The sequence below is a fragment of the Nesterenkonia alba DSM 19423 genome (assembly GCF_000421745.1).
GTDB classification, from domain to species: Bacteria; Actinomycetota; Actinomycetes; order Actinomycetales; family Micrococcaceae; genus Nesterenkonia; species Nesterenkonia alba.
In genome coordinates, this window is the sequence record NZ_ATXP01000003.1 from 213773 (window position 1) to 227596 (window position 13824).

The following is a 13824-nucleotide window of genomic DNA, read 5'->3' on the forward strand; positions in this document are numbered from 1 at the left end:
CTTCAGAGCCCCACCCACTCGGAGGAGCCACCGGTGAAGTGCTGCTTTTTCCAGATCGGCACCTCGGCTTTGATGGTCTCCACCAGTTCTGCGCAGGCTTCAAAGGCCTCAGCCCGGTGCGCACTGGCCACTGCAGCCACAAGTGCGTGGTCACCGACCTGCAGACTGCCGATCCGGTGGGCGGCATAGATCCGCACCGTGGGGTGCTTGGCCGCGATCGTGGTCGCCACATCGGTGAGCACCTGCTGGGCGCTGGGGTGAGCGGAGTAGTCAAGCCGGGTCACAGGCTGGCCGGCATCGTGGTTGCGCACTATCCCGGAGAAGACCACGACGGCGCCTGCCCGCTCATTGCCGGCGGTTGTCTCCGCTTCGACTGTGCTCAACGGGGACTCGGTGATGGTGGCCGCCAGCACCCGCTCGTGGGGGAACTCGAAGGGCTCATCGGCGGGGTAGCCGTCGCGATTCAGCGGCGCGGGGGTTTGCTCTGCCTCGGAGCTCATGCAGGGGTCTCCTCGTCTGACCCGGGGCGCTGTTCAGCGGATGCGCCCCAGTCTTCGTGGGCCCGGATATCGGCTACCTGGTCACACAGGTGGGGCAGCAGCTCGGTGAGGACTTCCATTCCTTCCCGCACGGCCTTCGGCGAGCCGGGCAGGTTGATGACCACGGTGCCTTCGGCGACTCCGGCGACTCCGCGGGAGAGAGAGGCCAGCACGTTCTTGCTGCGCCCGTGGGCCCGGACTGCCTCCATGATGCCGGGGATCTCTTTATCCAGCAGCGGGACGGTGTACTCGGGGGTGAGGTCATCGGGGGTCAGCCCGGTTCCCCCGGAGGTGATGATGACCGCCGGCTCCACTTGCACCAGCAGTTCGGAGAGGGCGGCGAGGACCCCTTCCCCATCGGGGATGATGACCGGCGGCCGACAGATGAAACCGATCGTGGCGGCGTATTCGGCGATGATCGGGGCGGAGAGGTCTTCGTGTACCCCGGTGGCGGCCCGGGTGGAGACGATGACCGGGGCGATGACCCGGGCCTGGGGGTCGTAGGGGGTCTCAGTGCCGTAGGGGTCCTGGCTGTGGTCGTGACTCATGCGCGGGTCCATCCTCCGGATTTTCCGCCGCTTTTGGCCAGCACCTTGGTCTCGGTGATGGTGGCGGTTTTGTCGACGGCTTTAATCATGTCGTAGAGCGTCAGGGCTGCTACCGAGGCAGCGGTGAGTGCTTCCATCTCCACCCCGGTTTGGGAGGTGGTCTTCACCTCAGCGGTGATCCGCACCGCGGTGGGCTGGGGGGTTCCTGGCTCAAGGTCCACAGTGGCCTTACTGATGGGCAGCGGGTGGCACAGCGGAACCAGATCAGGGGTGCGTTTGGCGGCCATAATCCCAGCGATCCGTGCGGTGGCCAGGGCGTCCCCCTTGGGCAGTCCACCCTCGGTGAGCTGGGCGATGACCGCCTCGGTGGTGGTCAGTACCGCCTGGGCCCGGGCGGTGCGGGCGGTAGCGGGTTTGGCGGAGACATCAACCATATGGGCGGTGCCGTCCTGGCGGACGTGGCTGAACTGCGGGCTGTTACTCACAGGGCTCCTTGTCGTATCTGCCGGCCGGGTAGCAGGATCGCCTCCCGGTGGGTTCCGGCCGCTACCTCGACGTCGTCCTCGGTGAGTTCCAGCAGCGCATCGGCTCGGGCCAGGTGTCCCAACAAGTGGGAACTTGGGCCGCCGACAGCTCGGGCGAGGACGCCGTCTTCGGTGGCTTCCAACTCTACGCGTCTGTATTGCCGAAGTCCCGGCCGGGAGCTCAGCGGTTCGGCTAGACGCACCGCCACCCGCCGCGGCGGCGGGCAACTGGGGTCCACTGCGCTCAGTGCCGGGCGCAGGAGGGTCTCCACGCTCACTGCAGCGCTGACCGGGTTGCCGGGCAAGCACACCACCGCTATAGGTGGGTTCTGCCGGCCTCGTACCGGGAGCTCAGCATCGAGGATCCCCCATCCTTGCGGTCCGCCGGGTTGTTGGGCCACTGTGCCGAAGCGGATGCCGCGAGCACTGAGCACCTGCCGGACCACTTCGAAGGCCCCGGCGCTGACACCCCCGGCGGTGAGGATCAGCTGGGGGTGGTGGGCGGTGATGAGTGCGGTGAGCCCGGCGGTGAAGGTCTCGGGGTCGTCAGTGGCCAGCTGCGCGGTGGATACCCGGTGCCCCATCTGCTGGAGCACGGCCCCGATCAGCGGGGCATTGGCGTCGTAGAGCTCCCCGGGGTGCAGTGGCTGGCCGGGGCTGCGCAATTCTTCGCCGGTGGAGATGACCAGTGTGCTCACCGGGGCGAAGACCTCCACCCGGTCGATACCGCAGGCGGCCAGGACCCCCACCCGTTGTGGGGTGAGCAGTTCTCCCGCCTCGGCGAGCACATCGTGGGTCGCGATGTCACTGCCGGTGCGGCGGATGTACTGCCCGGCGGTGAGATCAGCGCAGGTGAGTCCGGTGAAGGTGACCTCAGCAGGTGGACCGGAGTCTGCGGCGTCGTGGATTCCGGTGAATCCGTGCCGGGTTTTCTCCACGGGGACGACGACGTCGGCTCCGGTGGGAATGGCCGCTCCGGTCATCACCGCAATCGCAGCACCGGCGGGCAGCTGGCCGGGGGCGGAGCCGGCCGCCACGATCCCGGCCAGCGGCAGGGTGGTCTCACCGGGTGTCACATCCGCGCTGCGCACGGCGAATCCATCCATCTGGGAGTTGTCGAATCCGGGTAACGGACCGGGGGCGGTGATCCGCACCGCGGCGAGGCGACCGGCCAACTCAGCGGTGACTGGTAACGACTCCGTGCCCCGGAGGTCAACGGCGGCCGCGAGGACTTCCCGCAGTCTGCCGATGTGCTCGGCCACACTGGCCCGGGGCTGTTCACCCGCGGCGATGCCGGCCTCTTTCCCCTGTTCAGAAGAGCCCCGGGACGTAGAATGGCTGTGCATGAAGACCAGCGTATCGATTCAGCCGAGGCCGGTAAGCGCCGAGGCTCCGGCTGCCTCACCGCATCCGGTGCAGGCCGGGCTGGTCGATTCCTATGGTCGCCGCGCTACGGATCTGCGGATCTCACTGATTGATAAGTGCAATCTGCGCTGCACCTACTGCATGCCAGAGGGTGGGTTGCCGTGGTTGAAGAAGGATCAGCTGCTCACCATAGATGAGGTGCGCCGGCTGGTACGTATCGCCGTGGAGATCTTCGGTGTCCGGGAACTGCGGCTGACCGGTGGGGAACCACTGGTGCGTCACGACCTGGTGGATATCATCGCCGGAATCCGCGCCGATCACCCGCAGTTGCCCATCGCGATGACGACCAATGCCATTGGTTTGGAACGAAAGGCCGCCGCCCTGGCTGAGGCGGGTCTGACCCGGGTGAACATCTCCTTGGATTCGATCCACCGGGAGACCTTCGCCCAGTTGACCCGCCGTGACCAGCTGGACAAGGTCTTAACCGGGGTGGAGGGTGCGGCACGGGCCGGGCTGACTCCTCTGAAGGTCAATGCGGTGCTGATGCGCGGGATCAATGACGCCGAAGCCCCGGATCTGCTCGCGTGGGCTCTGCAGCGGGGGTTCGAGCTGCGGTTCATCGAGCATATGCCGTTGGACGCTGACCAGCAGTGGAAGCGGGAAGGCACGGTGAGCGCCGAAGAGACCCGGCAATTGCTGAGCACCCGCTATCGGCTGCGGCCCACCGATGAAGACCGCGGTGGAGCGCCTGCCGAACGGTTCGATGTGTTGGACCGGGACACCGACGAGCTGCTGGGGCGGGTGGGCGTCATCGCCTCGGTGACCGAACCGTTCTGCTCAGCCTGCACCCGCACTCGCATCACCGCAGAGGGCCGAGTGATGAGTTGCCTGTTCTCCACCCAGGAGTACGATCTGATGCACCTGCTGCGGGACGAGACCGCCACCGACCACGATGTTGCCCGCCGGTGGGCCGATGCCATGTGGAATAAGCCGGCGGCCCACGGAACGGACCGGCCAGGCTTTGAGCTGGAGAGTTTCACTCGCCCGGAGCGGTCGATGTCGGCGATCGGAGGATAACCCGATGAGCACGGAGACAAACACGCAGACCTCCACCCCAGACCCGGCGCCGGAGGCCGCCGCCACGGTGACCGTGTGCTTCTACGCCTCGGCGGCGGAGGCCGCTGGTGCCGAACAGCTGACGTTTCGGCTCCAGAAGAGCCCGACGCCGTTGGATGAGTTCATCGCGGCTCTGCCAGCCCTGCTGGCGGACCATCAGGCCAGTACCGCACGTGCACAAGACCCTCCAACTGGGAACTCCTCCCCCAGCTTGGAGCGGGTGTGTGGCCGCTCCAGCTTTCTCATCAACGGAACACGGGTGAACCCGGAACGGGCCGTTGTGCACCACGGGGACCAGCTCGATATCCTTCCGCCCTTCGCCGGCGGGTAGCCCTTCTCTACCGCTGGGCCTCTGGTCACAGTCCGGTGGATTGGGTTTCCAACCCGGTGGCTTCCCGGGAGCGTCCCCGGATACCGCGGTAGACCGCGAAGGCCACTGACGCCAGAGCCAGCAGCAGGAACGCCGCGGAGATCGGCCGGGTGATGAACTCGCTCGGCTCGGCGATCTGCAGCGCCCGCAGCATGGATTCCTCCAGGGTGCTGCCCAGAATGAGCCCCAGAATGACCGGGGGTAGGGGCACGGAGAGTTTCACCAGGATGTAACCGATGACCCCGAAGATGAGCACCACCCAGATGTCGAAGATCCGGTTGTTCAGGGCGTAGGACCCGACCGCGGTGAGCACCAGCACGCTGGGCACCAGGACCGCTTTGGGCACCATGGTGACCCGTGCTAAGAACGGCAGCAGCAGAGTCTGGATGACCAGCACGCCGATGGCTGCGACGATGATCGACAGGTAGATGGAGTTGACCAGCACCGGTTGCCGGTCGAACAGTCCCGGTCCGGGGGCGATCCCGTGGAGGATCAACGCGCCCATCATGATCGCCTGCGCCACATCCCCGGGGATGCCCAGGGAGATGGTGGGAATGAAGGCACCACCGGCCACCGAGGAGTTGGAGGCCTCGGAAGCCACGATCCCACCGGGGTGACCTTTCCCGTACTGTTCGGGGTTCTTCTTTTCGGCTTTCTTCGCCCGGTCGTAGCTGATGAAGTTGGCCGACTCGGCCCCGGCTGCGGGCAGGGTGCCCACGAAGGTACCGACCATGGAGGACCGGCCCACGTTGACTTTTTCCTGCCAGATGTCTTTGGCCACTCGGCGTACCGGCACTCGGATCTTAGCGGCACCGGCGGCGGCCTGCCGGTTGTCGGTGCGGGATTCCTCCACGTTGATGAGTAACTGGGAGATGGCGAAGAGTCCGATGAGCACCGGCAGCACATCGAGACCTCCGGAGAGCTGTGGGTTATCGAAGTTGAACCGCAGCTGACCGGTCGGGGCCACCCCGACCATCGCCACCAGCAGTCCTAAGCACCCGGCGATGAGTCCTTTGACCAGGTGTTTGCCACTCAGCCCAGCGACGAGGGTCAGGGCGAACAGCACCAGGGAGAAGATCTCCCACGGCCCGAAGTTCAACGTCAGCCGCCCGATGAGTGGGCCCAGGGCGAAGAGCACGATCGCCCCGAGGATTGTTCCGATGACACTGGCGGCGATGCCGATTCCCAGGGCACGGGCCGGTTCTCCGTTCTTCGTCATGGGGAAGCCATCGAAGATCGTCACCACCGACGACGGCGTCCCGGGGATCCCCAGGAGCGTTCCAGCGATCAGTCCTCCGGACAGACCCCCAATGTAGATCCCGATCATCAGGGCCAGCCCTTGAATGGGACCCATCGCGAAGGTAAACGGGAAGGCGAGCACCAGCGCCATGGTGAAGGTGAACCCCGGGATGGACCCGGCGATGATGCCGAAGAACACCCCGGCGAAGATGGTCAGCAGCACCATCGGCTGGGCCAGCTCACCGGCGGCCTCGAGGATGTGGGCGAAGTCCATGCGTGTCTCTCCCTAGGGCAGGAAGGTGCTCAGCACCGTGCGGAACAGATAGTTCAGGCCGAAGGGCAGTCCGACGGCGATCAGTGCGGCTGCGATCACCACACCGCGGGTGTACTCGCGGATCAGCAGGGCGAATGCCCCGGCGAGGAAAATGATCGAGGCGACCACGAATCCCAGGGGGTCCATCAGCGCGATGTAGACCCCCACGGCGGCCAGCAGGGCCGGCACCCGCCAGTGCAGGCGGAAGAAGCCGCCGATTCCAGTAAATCGGACGGCCTCCTCCGCTTTGAGGAAGCTCTGCACGACCAGCAGTACTGACAGGGCGAAGATGGTCGCCAGGATGATCCGCGGCAAGAAGGCCGGCCCCACGGCGGCACCCCCACTGGGGCCGGGAAGCTGGGCCGATTCCACCCAGAACGCGGCCACCAGCACCATCAGCACCAGAGCGAAGACCCGGTCAGCCATGGGCACTCTCCTGTGTCTGCGTCGTCGTGGTCATCATCGTGGTGTGCTCCAGCAGGGGGCTCAGAAGGCCTGCATCTGATCGGCCAGTTCAGCCATGGCCTGATCGAGTTCGTCGAGGTGGTCCTGGTACTCATCCGGCCCCAGGAAGTTGCTGTAGGAGCCGAGCTCTTCGACGTCTTCCTGGAAATCGGGGTTGTTCACCGCGGCTTCGAAAGCCTCGGCGATGATCTCGATGCGGTCATCCGGGGTGCCCTCGGGGGCGAAGAAACCGCGGTCCACTGTCAGGGTGTAGTCCACGCCCTGTTCCTGCACGGTGGGCAGGTCAGGCAGGTTGGGGTCGCGTTCTTCGGCGACGATGCCCAGCGGGAAGAGGTCGCCGTCTTCGATGTACCCCTCTGCGGAGGCGTAGTCCCCGGTCATCCCGTCGATTTCACCGGCCACCAGGCCGGCGTACTGCGGCCCGGTGCCGTCGTAGTCGACGTAGTTGAGGATGTTGGTGTCCAGCCCGGCGGTATCGAGAATCGCGGCAATCGAGTAGTGGTCCTCAGAGCCGGTGGTGAAGCCCCAGTTGACGGTGTTCGGGTTGGCTTCGACGTAGTCGAGGAAGTCTTGGAGGTCCTCGATGTCGTTCTCCTCGGCGAACTGTGTGGAGACCGACGGTAAGTGCGGGGTGATGGTCCCCAGGGCGATGGGTTCGAAGGCGTCGAAGCCGTAGTCGACGATGTTGTTGTGGTAGGCCGCTGCCACCACCTGGTGGGACCCGAGGATGGTGTAGCCATCGGGGTCGGCTTCCATCACCTGGCGGGACCCCACGGTGGCGGAGGCTCCCTCCACATTGGAGGGGGTGATCGTGACATCAAGCTCTTCGGAGGCGTATTCGGCCATGAGCCGGAAGAGCACATCGGAACCGCCACCGGGCGGGTAGGGGATCACCATTTCGATGTCCTGAGTGGGGAAGTCTTCGTCTCCCCCGGCCTCGGCGCCGCCGTTGTCGCAGGCGGTGGCCAGCAGGGCGAGCGCGGCGGTCGCGCCGATGAGCGTGGTGGTCTTCTTCATCGTTGTTGTTCTCCTCATAGTTGCTGGTCTTATGTGTCCTGGTGCGGAAGTCTGCGGGGCCGGGCGAAGCCCGGTGCCTGGGCACCGTGCAGCGCGCGGGCCAGGGAGTCGTTGCGGGTGGAGACGATGTGCTCGGTGAGGGCTTCTTCGCCGTCGTCGTACCGTTGGTTTTTCAGCGCCTGGATGACCCGCAGGTGTCCGGCGGCGGAGGAGGCCAGCTGCTCGGGGGCGATGTAGCCATACATCCGCAACGCACGAATCCGGTCGTTAATGTGGCCGAGCACATCGACCAGGGCCGGTTCTCCTGCGGCGGCGAGCACTCCGCGGTGGAAGGCCTCATCCCAGGAGGTCAGACTCGGTTCGATCTCCGGTGGGTCGGTGAGGACCTGCTCCCAGGTCTGCTCGAGGTCATCGAGGATCTGAAGGTCGTAGCTGGCCGCTCCGGCGGCGACCCGGCGGATGCCTTGGAGTTCGATGGCCAGACGCGCCTCGTAGAGTCCCCCGATAGTGTCAGCATCGGGCAGGACCAGTCCCACTCCGTCGGCATTGCGCTGCAGCAGACCTTCGGCCACTAGCCGCGCTAGGGCTTCCCGTACCGGGGTCCGGGAGACTCCGAAATGCGCTCCGATGGTCTTCTCCGTTAAGCGGTCCCACGGGTAGACCCGCCCGGCGCGGATGTCGTTGCGCAGCCCGGCGTAGACCCGGTCGGTCGCCGAGCCGCCGCCGGCACCCACGGCCGGAGCGTCATCCATCGGCTCGTTATGCCGATGTGTGGACACTGATGTATACATGGTGGAACACACTAAAGATGAGGTGTTACAGGTAGGTTTCATCGAGAAATCCTGACTGTAAATCGGCCGTGGAATCTTTACGTTTCCACTCTGCGGAAAAACGAAGGAGCGCGATGAGCCGCAGCATTCTCCAGCCTGGTACGGGGCCGATCCCGGGGGATCACTACCTGCCCACCACACCGGCCACCTCCATCTGGGGGTGGTTGCCGACGACGTCGACTCCCCCGGTCCTCGAGGTGGCACCTGGTGCTTCGGTCACCATCGACACGCTCTCCCATGAGGGGATCCTGCCGGACCAGGGCCGGGACCCGGTGGGCTTCTTTGCCCGCCACGGCGTCGATGAGGTGCTCGAGGATGCCGTCGGGATGGCAGCATCGGATACACCACTGGGCCCAGACGCCGGAGCCCATGTGGTCACCGGCCCGATCCACGTGGCCGGGGCCCAGCCCGGGGACACCCTGCAGGTGGAGATCCTCCAGCTGCACAGGCGGGTCCCCTACGGGGTGGTGAGTAACCGGCACGGCCGTGGGGCGTTACCGGGAGAATTCCCGGAGTCCGAGGGCAATGTCAGCCACTTCAGCTGGGTGGAGAACCACCAGGGAGCCGAGCACGGGTTCATCGACGCCGGGGCCGGGCGCACCGTGCGTTTCCCGCTGGCACCGTTCCTGGGCCTGATGGGAACCGCCCCGGCCGCCGAGCACGCAGTGAAGAGCTCCCCGCCCGGTGAATACGGCGGGAACATCGACATCAAACACGCCGTAGCCGGCACCACGCTCTACCTACCGGTCAATACCGAGGGTGCCCTGTTTTACACCGGGGATCCACACTTCGCCCAGGGCAACGGGGAGGTGGCACTGACTGCCATGGAGGCCTCACTGCGGGCCACGCTGCGGCTGTCCATTCTGCCGGCCCCATGCGCCGGTGAGGTGATCGGCGGGGCCGTGGGACCGGTGGTCGAAACCCCCGAACACTGGATTCCTTCCGGCCTCGACGAGGACCTCAACGTGGCCATGGCCAACGCCACCCGCAATGCCATCGCGTTCTTGAACCACCGTTTCGGCGTGCCCCGGGATGTGGCCCTGGCTTATCTCTCTGCCGCCGGGGACTTCGAGGTTTCCCAGGTGGTCGATGGCGTCAAGGGGATCCACTGCATGATCCGCAAGGCCGATTGGACCGCCTGGGTCTGAGCTGGCTGGTCTCACTGGCCGCTCTAGGCGGGTCCGACCACGGTGATGGCTCGGGGTGAGGCCACCAGCCGCTGGGCCACACGCTGGACATCGAAAGCGGTCACCGCGTCCAGTTTCGCCAGCGATTCGGAGATATCGGTGTACTCTCCGCGCACCAGTTCAGCTTTGCCCAGCCGGGACATGCGGGAGCTGGTCTCCTCCATCCCCAGCACCGTGGCCCCACGGAGTTGCCCTTTGGCCCGGGCGAGCTCCTCAGCGCCCACGGGCGTTTCGGCAAGGTGTTCGAGTTCAGCGGTCATCACATCCACCACGGTCTGGACTTTCTGCGGCAGACATCCGGCATAGAGCCCGAAGTATCCGGCGTCGGTGAAGGCCGCGGAGAAGGAGAACGTCGAATACGCCAGGCCGCGGCGTTCCCGGACTTCCTGGAACAGGCGGGAGCTCATTCCGCCGCCGAGCACCGCGTGTAACAGGCTCAGGGCAAACCGGTCGTCATCGTGGGCGGGCATCCCCCGGCCTCCGACGATCACCTGGGCCTGCTCAACATCCTTGCGGTGGTGCTCCACACCCTCTTGGACCGGGATCTGCACTGCCTCACCGAGCCGCCGGGGCGCCGGATAGCCGGAGATGCTCACATCCCACGCCGAGGCCTCGAGCGCTTCGTGGACCACCTGGCAGAGTTCGTCATGGCGCAGTCCCCCGGCTGCGGTGATGACCAGTTCATCAGGCCGGTACCAGCGGGTGTAGTGGTCCCAGACATCCTCACGGGTGGCGGCACGGATGGCCTCCGGGGTGCCGCCGATCGGCCGACCCAAGGGGTGGTTGGAGAGCACCTGGGCGGCGAAACGTTCGTGGACGACGTCGGAGGGGTCGTCTTCGGCCATGGCGAGCTCTTCGAGGATCACCCCGCGTTCCAGTTCCATCTCATCGGGGGCGATGATCGCCGAGGTCACCATATCGGTGAGCACCTCAGCGGCCATGGGCAGATCGGCATCAAGCACCCGGGCGTAGTAGCAGGTGGATTCCTTGCCGGTCATCGCATTGGATTCCCCGCCGACGGCGTCGAAGGCGGCCGCGATGTCCAACGCTGAGCGGCGCCGGGTTCCCTTGAACAGCAGGTGCTCGAGGAAGTGGGTGGAACCGTACTGGTGCTCGGCTTCGTCCCGGGATCCCACCGCCACCCAGTAACCCAGCGTGACCGATCGCACACCGGGCATTTCTTCGGTGAGGACACGCACTCCGGAGGGAAGCACGGTGCGCCGCACGGTGGAGCCGGCGTCGGCGTTGAGGACTCCTTCTGTCGTCGGGGTAATGTCCACGCGCATAGCAATCCACGGTACCGGAAAGCTCACATCCAGAAATCCAGAAGACGGGTACAGGATGCGTTAGGGTGGCGATGTTAGCCGGGCCGAGCGGCTCGGTCCGGCACTCGTGCCCGTACGGAGACCGCCTGGTCAGGCAGGAAGGATCGCGCACATCAGACGTATCCTGCCACACGCTCTGGGGGTCCTTGTGGTCGGGGCTCGGGTGATCTATGCGGTGATGAAACTGCTGCCGGTCCAGAAGAAAGTGGTTCTGATGACCCGGGACTTGCGGCAGTCGCGCGTGGATTTCGCCCTGCTGAAAGAGGCCATCAGCAGCCACCACCCCGAGTACCGGATCAAAGTCATCCGGCATAAGAAGCTCTCGGCCGGCTACCTGATCGCCGCCCTGCGGGAGATGTACCACTTGGCGACCTGCCGCGGCATCCTGGTGGATGGTTACATCATCCCGGTCAGCGTGCTCAACCACCGCAAAGATCTGCCCGTGGGTCAGATCTGGCATGCCCTGGGCGGGTTCAAGAACTTCGCCTATATGGTGACCGGCACCCCGGAGGGGCCTGATCCCAAGGTGGCCCAGGTGATGCGCATGCACCAGAATTACACGTTCATGTGCGCCGCCGGCACGGTGCCCACTGAGATCTTCGCCCGCGCGTTCCACATCGACCGCGAGCTCATCAAACCCCTCGGCGCAGCCCGGATCGACTACCTGCTTGATGAGCAGCGCACCGCCGCGGCACGGGAGAAAATTCTCACTCGCTACCCGGAGCTGGCCACCGGACGTACGGTGCTCTACACCCCGACCTCCCGCCGGGGCCGCGGGATCCCGTATCAGCGCCTGGCTGCGGCGTTCGCCCAACAAGCCGACGACGCCGACACCCTCGTCATCATCCCCCACCCGCAGGATAAGACCGAGTTACCTGCGGACAATGGCACCCTCATCGGCACCGAGTTCAACGTGCTCGACTGGCTCACCGTGGCCGACGTCGTCATCACCGATTACTCGGCGGTGACCTATGAGGCCGCACTGCTGGATATCCCCACCGTCTATTGGGCCTACGACCTCGAAGAGTTCCGCGCCTCCCGCGGGCTGCCCATGGAGAACTATGAGGAGGCTGTGCCTGGCCCGGTGGTGAAGACCTCCAAGGAAGCGGTGGCCCAGTGCCTACCGCCGGTGGAGTGCGACTACCGCCCGTGGCGCCAGCAGCACCTGGACTTCATCTGTGAGCCGGACGGAGAACTGCCTCGTCAGCCGCCACGGTGTGCGGAGAAGATCGTCGCCGAACTCAAGCTGGACTGACCAGCTGAGCTAACCAGGTGGGCTTACCAGTTGGACTGACCAGGTGGGCTAACCAGGTGGACCCATTGGGCCGGCTCGAACGGCAGGGGCCTCACCAGCCCTTATCCGCCGTAGGTGTAGTGGCCGGTCTCCGAGACCTCAAAACCTAGCCCGGGGTTCAAGGCGCTGTAGCAGCTGACCCGGTCATCGAGGACCGCGCATTCGAGGAACCCGTCGGTGGCGAGGTCGTCGGCACTGAATTCTTCGCGGCCTTCAGGTTCCACGGTGGCCTCACAGGCCAGGGAGGCCCCGGTGACCTGCAGCTGGTAGGTGGTTCCGTCCTCGCAACCGTCGGGTGCGGAGAAGTTGTGGTCGTAGACGGTGCAGCGGACGCCGTCGTCGAAGACACATTCGATGTTGCCGTCGTGGGCGGCGAATCCGGTCACCACCTCGGCACCCCGGTCGGCTAAGCCCCGGTCGACCCAGTCGTAGTCCAGCCCGGCGAGCACCTCGGGTGCGTTGCCCGCTTCGGTTCCCGCCCGGACTTCGGAGACTACTTCTCCGGCGTGTTCGGCGTCGCAGGTGTCTTGCAGTCCAGCGAGGGCTTCTTCCAGCTCGCTGGTGTGCTCCTCGGCGGGGAAGTTCTCATCGTCGGCTCCGGCGGAGAGGAATTCGGCCAGCACCCCGGCATCATCGGTGGCTTCGCAGCTGCTTTCCTCCGGTAGGGCGGCGAGGGCGGCCCGCGCCTGGGCCAGGGCGTCCTCATCGGGGCCTTCGGCGGCTTCTTCTTCGGTGGTGTCCTCGTCTTCTTCTTCGGCTGGTGCCTGGGTGAAGGGCCCCTCGGTGGGTTCGGGTTCGGCCACCGGATCGTCCTCACCGCCGAAGAACATTCCCGCTAAGAACATCACCCCGGTGAGCACACCGACGGCGATGAGCACCAGGCCGGTATACATCAGCGCGTTCCCGCGGCTACCGCCGGCGGGCTCGGTCTCAGAGTTTTCCTCCCCGGTGGACTCCCGGTACCCGACGGGTCCGGCGGGGGCCAGCACCGAGGGGTGCTCTCCGGTGCTGAGGCCTGGCTCCGCCGCGTAGGGGTCTCGGGGTGGCTCGTAGTGGTCATCGGGCCGCAGTCGCAGCGGCGAGTCAGCCGCTGTGAAGCCCTGATGCTCCGGCGCATCAGCAGCCTCGGGTGCCTTCGCAGGGGGTGTCTGCGGTGTGGCTGCACTGGCTGCCGGGTCCTCGAAGAATTCCGGTGCGGGTTCCTCGGACCCCGGGCCCACCCCAGGCTCGGGCTCAGCTTCCGGTGCGGGGGCATGATCCAGCTCCGGCTCTGGGGGGAGCTCGGAGGCTGGTTCTTCCTGGTAGGCGGGGATGGCCTGCTGGGTTTCGGTGTCATACATGCCCGCCAGCGGATTGGTGGAGGCTTGGGCACTGGAGACATCCCGCCCGGGGTGCCGGGACGCGATGGCCACGTCAATCTGCGGGTCACCGAGGGAGGCGAGCGCGTCGATGAGCTCCTGGTAGGTGCCGGGGTTGGCGGCCACAGCCGGCCGCAGCTCGGGGTAGTTCTCCGCGATCCAGTGCAGAACGTCCCAGTCGGTCTCCGGATGTGACGCGAGGGCTTCAATCTCTGCGTACTCGTCCTCGGTGCTCATAGCCGTCCAGCATATGGCCAGCGGAGAGGACACGCCGAATCCCGGCAGCTAGGTGACACCGCACCCGCGGGCCGCTCACCAGCGCGCATGAGGCCGG

At 65.9% G+C, this 13824-nt stretch carries 14 protein-coding genes; 4 read left to right on the forward strand and 10 right to left on the reverse strand.

All coding sequences use genetic code 11. The features are described from left to right. Positions 1-2: 2 nt before the first annotated feature. The 4 genes from H578_RS0103940 to H578_RS0103955 are packed head-to-tail and all read right to left on the reverse strand — an operon-like array spanning position 3 to position 2957. Positions 3-500: a molybdenum cofactor biosynthesis protein MoaE gene (locus tag H578_RS0103940; protein ID WP_022872403.1), complete on the reverse strand. Its 498-nt coding sequence runs from the start codon at positions 498-500 to the stop codon at positions 3-5. Next, positions 497-1087 carry a MogA/MoaB family molybdenum cofactor biosynthesis protein gene (locus tag H578_RS13135; RefSeq protein WP_245554890.1) on the reverse strand — a complete coding sequence of 197 codons (591 nt, stop codon included), beginning with the start codon at positions 1085-1087 and terminating at the stop codon, positions 497-499. The genes H578_RS0103940 and H578_RS13135 overlap by 4 nt, the downstream gene beginning before the upstream one ends. Beyond that, positions 1084-1572, reverse strand: coding sequence for a cyclic pyranopterin monophosphate synthase MoaC (gene moaC / locus H578_RS16160; RefSeq protein WP_022872405.1), 489 nt, complete (start codon positions 1570-1572; stop codon positions 1084-1086). Before moaC ends, H578_RS13135 begins: the two co-directional genes overlap by 4 nt. Beyond that, positions 1569-2957, reverse strand: a complete 1389-nt coding sequence (locus tag H578_RS0103955) for a molybdopterin molybdotransferase MoeA (protein WP_022872406.1) — start codon at positions 2955-2957, stop codon at positions 1569-1571. Before H578_RS0103955 ends, moaC begins: the two co-directional genes overlap by 4 nt. Here H578_RS0103955 and moaA point away from each other — a divergent pair. Both moaA and H578_RS0103965 read left to right on the forward strand, forming a co-directional pair. Beyond that, the gene (gene moaA, locus H578_RS0103960; protein WP_051130766.1) at positions 2956-4053 is read left to right on the forward strand and encodes a GTP 3',8-cyclase MoaA; all 1098 of its coding nucleotides are present in this window, start codon (positions 2956-2958) and stop codon (positions 4051-4053) included. The genes H578_RS0103955 and moaA overlap by 2 nt on opposite strands. Before the next feature lie 4 nt (positions 4054-4057). Beyond that, positions 4058-4423 (forward strand): MoaD/ThiS family protein, encoded by a 366-nt coding sequence (locus tag H578_RS0103965; protein WP_022872408.1) that lies wholly within the window; start codon positions 4058-4060, stop codon positions 4421-4423. A 25-nt stretch (positions 4424-4448) separates the two neighbouring features. Here the strand turns inward: H578_RS0103965 and H578_RS0103970 are convergent, their stop codons facing one another. From H578_RS0103970 to H578_RS13150, 4 genes are read right to left on the reverse strand one after another with little or no spacing between them, the layout of a single operon-like run. Next, positions 4449-5975, reverse strand: coding sequence for a tripartite tricarboxylate transporter permease (locus tag H578_RS0103970; RefSeq protein WP_028463920.1), 1527 nt, complete (start codon positions 5973-5975; stop codon positions 4449-4451). A gap of 12 nt (positions 5976-5987) precedes the next feature. Next, complete coding sequence (locus tag H578_RS15440) at positions 5988-6440, reverse strand: tripartite tricarboxylate transporter TctB family protein (protein WP_028463921.1); 453 nt, start codon at positions 6438-6440, stop codon at positions 5988-5990. Between the two features lie 60 nt (positions 6441-6500). Further along, on the reverse strand, positions 6501-7496 hold the full coding sequence (locus H578_RS13145; RefSeq protein ID WP_022872409.1) for a Bug family tripartite tricarboxylate transporter substrate binding protein: 996 nt from the start codon (positions 7494-7496) through the stop codon (positions 6501-6503). Between the two features lie 29 nt (positions 7497-7525). Further along, positions 7526-8287 carry a GntR family transcriptional regulator gene (locus tag H578_RS13150; RefSeq protein WP_169558495.1) on the reverse strand — a complete coding sequence of 254 codons (762 nt, stop codon included), beginning with the start codon at positions 8285-8287 and terminating at the stop codon, positions 7526-7528. A 113-nt stretch (positions 8288-8400) separates the two neighbouring features. Here H578_RS13150 and H578_RS0103995 point away from each other — a divergent pair, with 113 nt between their 5' ends. Next, positions 8401-9474 (forward strand): acetamidase/formamidase family protein, encoded by a 1074-nt coding sequence (locus H578_RS0103995; protein WP_022872412.1) that lies wholly within the window; start codon positions 8401-8403, stop codon positions 9472-9474. 23 nt (positions 9475-9497) lie between these two features. On the opposite strand, the gene H578_RS0104000 is transcribed toward H578_RS0103995, so the two are convergent. After that, the gene (locus tag H578_RS0104000) at positions 9498-10799 is read right to left on the reverse strand and encodes a M16 family metallopeptidase (RefSeq protein ID WP_022872413.1); all 1302 of its coding nucleotides are present in this window, start codon (positions 10797-10799) and stop codon (positions 9498-9500) included. Between the two features lie 217 nt (positions 10800-11016). Here H578_RS0104000 and H578_RS0104005 point away from each other — a divergent pair, with 217 nt between their 5' ends. Further along, the gene (locus H578_RS0104005) at positions 11017-12093 is read left to right on the forward strand and encodes a CDP-glycerol glycerophosphotransferase family protein (RefSeq protein WP_156837201.1); all 1077 of its coding nucleotides are present in this window, start codon (positions 11017-11019) and stop codon (positions 12091-12093) included. A gap of 101 nt (positions 12094-12194) precedes the next feature. On the opposite strand, the gene H578_RS0104010 is transcribed toward H578_RS0104005, so the two are convergent. Then, entirely contained in the window at positions 12195-13727 is a 1533-nt protein-coding gene (locus tag H578_RS0104010) for a variant leucine-rich repeat-containing protein (RefSeq protein ID WP_022872415.1), read from the reverse strand. Positions 13728-13824: the final 97 nt, after the last annotated feature.

Bases quoted from the DNA above. Each gene is read 5' to 3' on its own strand.
- H578_RS0103995 (WP_022872412.1), top strand. From the start codon at position 8,401: ATGAGCCGCAGCATTCTCCAGCCTGGTACGGGGCCGATCCCGGGGGAT.
- H578_RS13135 (WP_245554890.1), bottom strand. From the start codon at position 1,087: ATGAGTCACGACCACAGCCAGGACCCCTACGGCACTGAGACCCCCTAC.
- H578_RS13145 (WP_022872409.1), bottom strand. From the start codon at position 7,496: ATGAAGAAGACCACCACGCTCATCGGCGCGACCGCCGCGCTCGCCCTG.
- H578_RS0103965 (WP_022872408.1), top strand. From the start codon at position 4,058: ATGAGCACGGAGACAAACACGCAGACCTCCACCCCAGACCCGGCGCCG.
- H578_RS0104010 (WP_022872415.1), bottom strand. From the start codon at position 13,727: ATGAGCACCGAGGACGAGTACGCAGAGATTGAAGCCCTCGCGTCACAT.
- H578_RS13150 (WP_169558495.1), bottom strand. From the start codon at position 8,287: ATGTATACATCAGTGTCCACACATCGGCATAACGAGCCGATGGATGAC.
- H578_RS0104000 (WP_022872413.1), bottom strand. From the start codon at position 10,799: ATGCGCGTGGACATTACCCCGACGACAGAAGGAGTCCTCAACGCCGAC.
- H578_RS0103940 (WP_022872403.1), bottom strand. From the start codon at position 500: ATGAGCTCCGAGGCAGAGCAAACCCCCGCGCCGCTGAATCGCGACGGC.
- H578_RS0103970 (WP_028463920.1), bottom strand. From the start codon at position 5,975: ATGGACTTCGCCCACATCCTCGAGGCCGCCGGTGAGCTGGCCCAGCCG.
- H578_RS0104005 (WP_156837201.1), top strand. From the start codon at position 11,017: ATGAAACTGCTGCCGGTCCAGAAGAAAGTGGTTCTGATGACCCGGGAC.
- moaA (WP_051130766.1), top strand. From the start codon at position 2,956: ATGAAGACCAGCGTATCGATTCAGCCGAGGCCGGTAAGCGCCGAGGCT.
- H578_RS0103955 (WP_022872406.1), bottom strand. From the start codon at position 2,957: ATGCACAGCCATTCTACGTCCCGGGGCTCTTCTGAACAGGGGAAAGAG.
- H578_RS15440 (WP_028463921.1), bottom strand. From the start codon at position 6,440: ATGGCTGACCGGGTCTTCGCTCTGGTGCTGATGGTGCTGGTGGCCGCG.